General features: G+C 72.8%; 2 protein-coding genes. Both read left to right on the top strand.

Annotation, left to right across the window (positions count from 1 at the left end; translation table 11 throughout):
* Positions 1 to 3,584: HAMP domain-containing protein (locus ACZ4M5_RS18365; protein ID WP_467737968.1), on the top strand; the 3,584-nt coding region annotated here is incomplete at its 5' end.
* Positions 3,585 to 3,687: 103 nt separating this feature from the next.
* Positions 3,688 to 6,306: a SpoIIE family protein phosphatase gene (locus tag ACZ4M5_RS18360; RefSeq protein WP_467738057.1), complete on the top strand. Its 2,619-nt coding sequence runs from the start codon at positions 3,688 to 3,690 to the stop codon at positions 6,304 to 6,306.
* Positions 6,307 to 6,364 lie beyond the last annotated feature (58 nt).

The raw sequence follows: 6,364 nt of genomic DNA, 5'->3' as shown, positions 1-6,364 counted from the left end.
TGGAGCTGAAGAGCACGATCAACACGATGGTCGACCAGTTGTCGGCGTTCGCGGACGAGGTCACGCGCGTGGCCCGCGAGGTGGGCACCGAGGGCCGCCTCGGCGGCCAGGCGGACGTCAAGGGCGTCAAGGGAACCTGGCGCGACCTCACCGACTCCGTGAACTTCATGGCCGGGAACCTCACCGGCCAGGTCCGCAACATCGCGCTCGTCGCCACCGCCGTCGCCAAGGGTGACCTCTCGCAGAAGATCACCGTGGACGCGCGCGGGGAGATCCTGGAGCTGAAGAGCACGATCAACACGATGGTCGACCAGTTGTCGGCGTTCGCGGACGAGGTCACGCGCGTGGCCCGCGAGGTGGGCACCGAGGGCCGTCTCGGCGGTCAGGCCCAGGTGCGCGGTGTGTCCGGCACCTGGAAGGACCTCACCGACAACGTCAACGTGATGGCCTCCAACCTCACCGGTCAGGTCCGCTCCATCGCCCAGGTCGCCACCGCCGTGGCGCGCGGCGACCTGTCGCAGCGGATCACCGTCGAGGCCAAGGGCGAGGTCGCCGCGCTCGCCGAGGTCATCAACACGATGGTCGACACCCTGTCGGCGTTCGCGGACGAGGTCACGCGTGTGGCCCGCGAGGTGGGCACCGAGGGCCGCCTCGGCGGCCAGGCGCACGTGCCGAACGTCGCCGGCACGTGGAAGGACCTCACCGACAACGTCAACTCCATGGCCAACAACCTCACCGGCCAGGTGCGCAACATCGCGCTGGTGACGACCGCCGTGGCCAAGGGCGACCTGTCGAAGAAGATCGACGTCGACGCGCGCGGCGAGATCCTCGAACTCAAGACGACGATCAACACGATGGTCGACCAGCTCTCCGCGTTCGCGGACGAGGTCACGCGTGTGGCCCGCGAGGTGGGCACCGAGGGCCGCCTCGGCGGCCAGGCCGAGGTCGAGGGCGTCTCCGGTACCTGGAAGCGCCTCACGGAGAACGTCAACGAACTGGCGGGCAACCTGACCCGCCAGGTGCGCGCCATCGCCGAGGTCACCAGCGCCGTCGCCGAGGGCGACCTGACCCGGTCGATCAACGTGGAGGCCTCCGGCGAGGTCGCCGAACTCAAGGACAACATCAACTCGATGGTGGAGTCCCTGCGCGAGACCACCCGGGCCAACCAGGAGCAGGACTGGCTCAAGACCAACCTCGCCCGGATCTCCGGACTGATGCAGGGCCACCGCGACCTGCCCGTGGTCGCCGAACTGATCATGGACGAGCTGGTGCCGCTGGTGTCGGCCCAGTACGGGGCCTTCTACCTCGCCGAGGACGGCGACGACGGGCCCGAACTGCGGCTCGTCGGCTCCTACGGCTACCCGGAGGACAGCACCCGGCCCACCCGGATCGCCTTCGGCCGCACGCTCGTCGGCCAGGCCGCGCGCAGCCGGCGCACCATCGCCGTGGACGATCTGCCGCCGGACTACGTCACCATCTCCTCCGGGCTCGGCCAGGTCGTGCCGACCGCGCTGGTGCTGCTGCCGATCGTGGTCGAGGGCCAGGTCCTCGGCGTCATCGAGCTGGCGTCCGTGACCGCCTTCACCCAGATCCACCGGGACTTCCTCACCCAGCTGATGGAGACCCTCGGCGTCAACCTCAACACGATCGTGGCCAACGCCCGCACGGACGAGCTGCTCGTCGAGTCGCAGCGCCTGACCGTCGAACTCCAGGCCCGTTCCACCGAGTTGCAGGTGCAGCAGGAGGAACTCCAGCGCTCCAACGCCGAACTGGAGGAGAAGGCCTCGCTGCTCGTGGCGCAGAACCGGGACATCGAGGCGAAGAACCTCCAGATCGAGCAGGCCCGGCAGGAACTGGAGACCCGCGCGCAGCAGCTGTCGCTGGCCTCCAAGTACAAGTCGGAGTTCCTGGCCAACATGAGCCACGAACTGCGCACCCCGCTTAACAGCCTGCTGATCCTGGCCCAGTTGCTCGCGCAGAACCCCTCGCGCAACCTCACGCCCAAGCAGGTCGAGTACGCGCAGATCATCCACTCCGCCGGATCCGACCTGCTCCAGCTGATCAACGACATCCTCGACCTGTCGAAGGTCGAGGCCGGCAAGATGGACGTCACCCCCGAGCGGGTGGCGCTGCGCCAGCTCATCGAGTACGTCGAGGTCACCTTCCGGCCGATGACCACGCAGAAGAGCCTGGAGTTCACGGTGTCGACGGCCGCGGGAGCGCCCGCGGACCTGCTCACCGACGACTCGCGGCTGCGGCAGGTCCTGCGCAACCTCCTGTCCAACGCCGTCAAGTTCACCGAACAGGGCTCCGTGGAGCTGCGCATCGAACCGGCGGCGGACGGCGAGGTGCCCGAGGGCGTGGTCCGGGGCGGCGCCGTGGTGGCCTTCCGGGTGAAGGACACCGGCATCGGCATCCCGGAGCAGAACCTGGAGACGATCTTCGGCGCGTTCCAGCAGGCGGACGGCACGACGAGCCGCAAGTACGGCGGCACCGGCCTCGGCCTGTCCATCACGCGGGAGATCGCCCAGCTCCTCGGGGGCGCCGTGACCGTGGACAGCACGCCCGGCCAGGGCAGCACCTTCACGCTGTACCTGCCGGTCGCCCGGCCCGACTTCGAGGAACTGCTCCACCACGGCCGGGCCCTGGAGCGGTCCTCCGCCGATTCGCTGCCGCAGGGCTCCGCCCCACCCGTGCCCGTGCCCCCGATCGGGCCCGGACCGCGGCCCCGGCGACTGCTCGTCGTGGAGGAGCGGCCGCGCGGCCTGCTCACCCTCGTCGCCGAGAGCGTGGTCGCCGACCTGACCCAGGGCCGCGCCGACGGCGGGCAGCGGCCCGCGGTCGACGTCATCACCGCCGTCGGGGCGCAGGAGGCGGCCGGGGCGCTCGCTGCCGACCCGTGCCACTGCGTGGTCCTGGAACTCGGCATGGGCGACGGCGAGGCGTCCCGCTTCCTCCAGGCCCTCCAGGGCGACTCGGCCCTGACGAGCGTGCCGGTGCTCGTGCACAGCAACCACCCCGCGGACGTGGCGCTGGACGAGAGGCTGCGCGCCCGCTCGGCCGGCGGCGCGCTGGAGCTGCTGTCCAGCCTCGACGAGCTGCGCGAGCGGATCGCCCTGCACCTGTCGGCCGAGGAACCAGGGGACGTGCTGTCCCTGGTCCGGCCGGAGGAGGCGCAGCCGCTGACGCCGCCGGTGGTCGACGACGCCGCTGCGGGCCGCACGGTCCTGGTGGTCGACGACGACGCGCGCAACCTCTTCGCCCTCAGCGGCATCCTGGAGCTGCACGGCTTCCGGGTGCTGCACGCCGAGAACGGGCGCCGGGGCATCGAGACGCTGGTGAACAACCCGGACGTCGCCATCGTCCTGATGGACGTGATGATGCCGGAGATGGACGGATACACGGCGACCGCGGAGATCCGCAGGATGCCGCAGTACGCCGACCTGCCGATCATCGCCGTGACGGCGAAGGCGATGCCCGGCGACCGGGACAAGAGCATCGCCTCGGGCGCCAGCGACTACGTCACCAAGCCCGTCGACACACGCGACCTCATCGCCTGCGTCCGCCGCTGGCTGCCCGTGTGAGCCGGCCGGCGCCCGACCCCGCACACCGGCGGGCCGGGCGCCCGCAGGACCAGCCGTTCCGCGCCGCCGGGCGCTGAAGCCGAGGAGCATCCAGACCGTGAGCATGTCCGAGCAGCCGCGTGAACCCAACGGGGAAGCCGGGGCGCAGCGCGACGCCGCCGGGAGCCCGACGCCCTCGCTCCCGCCCGCGACGCCCGACGGGCCGTCGGCGCCCACCGCCGGGCCCGTCGGAAGCGCCGACGGCGAGCCGAGGACACCCGGGGGACGGCCTGCCGCCCCGGCCGGGGGCCGCCGGGCCGGAAGCCCGGCGGACTCCGGCAGCTCCGGATCCCTTGCGGAGGGGGAGCTCCTCCTGCCCGACGGGCCGCCCGCCGACGCCCCGGGCGTCCCACCGGCCTCGCCGGTGGGCAGGCTGGCCGCCACCGTGGAACGGCTCAGCCGGGAGGTCCGGGCCGCGCAGGCCGAGGCCGAGGGCCGCGCCCTGATCGAACTCGCCAAGGGCGTCCTGATCGAACGGCTGCGGTGCGGCCCGGCCCAGGCCGCCCGGCAGCTCGCCGAGCTGGCCGAGCAGGCCCAGCTCAGCCCGCTGGAGCTGGCCGTCGACGTCATCAACCAGGCCGCCCGGGACCGCATGTCGGAGGTGAATGACGCGTTCCTCGCCGCCACCAGGGCCGCCGACGAGGCCGAGGCCGAGTCGGCCGCCGTGCGGCTGCGCGCGGCCGAGAGCGGTGTGCTGGCCGCGGACGACGCCCAGGCCGTCGCCGACGCGCTGCTGGAGCAGGCGCTGCGCCCCCTCGGCGCGGCGGCCGTGGCCATATGGGCCGCGGGCGCCGACGGGTCGCTGACCCTGGCGGGCAGCGCCGGCTTCTCGCCGGCCGAGGCCACCCGCTGGCGCTACGTACCGCCGGACGTGGTCACCGTGGCGCGACGCGGCCTGATGGAGCGCGAGGGGCAGTGGATCACCAGCCTCGGCCGGACCGGCCTGCCCAGCATCGGGCTGCACCACCACCCGGACGGCGGCCGGGCCGCCCTGCCCGCCGGCACCGGCGGGCGCATCCACGGCGTGCTGGAGATCGCCTGGCCCGAACCGCTCCAGCCGCAGCCCCCGCAGATCGTCCGCCAGGTCGAGGCGCTGGCCGAACTGTGCGCCCACACCCTGGAGATGTACACGCCGTCGCCCGCCGGAGCGACGGAACCGCGCGTCCTGCCGGACGCCGCCGAGCTGATGGACCTGGCCGACGGCCTGCACGACCCCGCCCTCGTCCTGGTGCCGCACCTGGACGCCGACGGTCACCTCGTGGACTTCCGCATCCAGCACGTGAACAACCGCTTCCTCGACCCGGCCGGCCGGCCCCGGGCCGTCGTCAGCGGCGCCCTGCTGCTCGAGGCGTACCCCATGGCCGTCGGTGAGAGCGAGCTGTTCCAGCGCGTGGAGCGCGTCTACGCCACCGGTGAGCCCTTCCGGGCCCGGCGGATGAACCTCACCGCCCTCGTCGACCAGGTGCCCCTGTCGGCCGTCGCCGACATCAGCATCAGCCGGCACGGCTCGTCCGTGCTGCTCATCTGGCGCATCGAGGACGAGACCGCGCGGCTGGCGAGCCTGCTGCAGAACGCCCAGCGCCTGGGCCGCATCGGCGGCTTCGAGGAGAACGTGCTGACCGGTGAGATCACCTGGAACGGACAGCTGTTCGACCTCTACGGGCGCCCCGCGACCAGTACGCCCGTGCCGCTGGAGGAACTGCCGGCCCACGCGCACCCCGACGACGGCGTCTCCATCCGCCGCTTCCTGCGCACCCTGCTGCACCACCGGCGGCCCGCGGCCGCCGCCTTCCGGCTGCAGCGGCCGGACGGGGTGACCCGGCACATCCGGATCGTCGCCGAGCCCGTGCTCGACACCGACGACCGGCTGCTGCTGGTCCGCGGCGCCTGCCAGGACATCTCCTCGCAGCACTGGACCGAGGTCGCGCTCGCCGCCACCCGGGACCAGCTCGCTCACACCGAGCAGCAGGCCACCGAACGCAACCGGCTGGCCCTGCAGCTCCAGCACGCCATCATGCCCCCGACCCAGGCCCCGCTCCAGGTGTCCGGCCTCCAGGTCGCCGTCCGCTACCGGCCCGCGGAGACCGAGCAACTGGTCGGCGGCGACTGGTACGACACCGTCGTCCTGCCGTCCCGGCAGGTGCTGCTGTGTGTCGGGGACGTGGCCGGGCACGGCATCGAGGCGGCCACCAGCATGGTCGTCCTGCGCAACGCGCTGCGCGGTCTGGCGGTCACCGGCGCCGGACCGGCCCAGCTGCTGTCCTGGCTCAACATCGTCGCCCACCACCTCACCGGCGCCGTCACCGCGACAGCGGTGTGCGGGCTGTACGACCCGGCCCACCGGACGCTGCGCTGGGCCAGGGCCGGACACCTGCCGCCCGTCCTCGTGCGCGACACCGACGCACAGCCCCTGCCCCTGGTCAAGGGCCTGCTGCTCGGTGCCGTCGCGGAGGCGACGTACGAGGAGACGGAGATCCAGCTGGCGCCCGAGGACACCCTGCTGATGTACACGGACGGCCTCGTCGAGCGCCGGGACCGGCCGGTGGAGGAGTCCCTGACCCACCTGCTGGCCACGGTCCGGTCGGCTCCCACCACGCTGGACCAGCAACTGGACCGCCTGCTGACCTACAGCAGGTCGGACACCGACGACGACACCTGCATCGTGGGCATCCGGGTCGGCTGAGGGGCGTCGCCCGCACCGTCCGCCCGACCCGGTGGCCGCCCCGGGTGACGCGCACGGC

It is taken from the genome of Streptomyces sp. NPDC026246 (assembly GCF_055567995.1).
The sequence above is the reverse complement of the archived record's forward strand: the minus strand, read 5'-3'. Positions and strand labels throughout refer to the sequence as shown.

Coding starts and splice junctions, on each gene's coding strand:
- ACZ4M5_RS18360 (WP_467738057.1), top strand. CDS start 3,688: ATGTCCGAGCAGCCGCGTGAACCCAACGGGGAAGCCGGGGCGCAGCGC.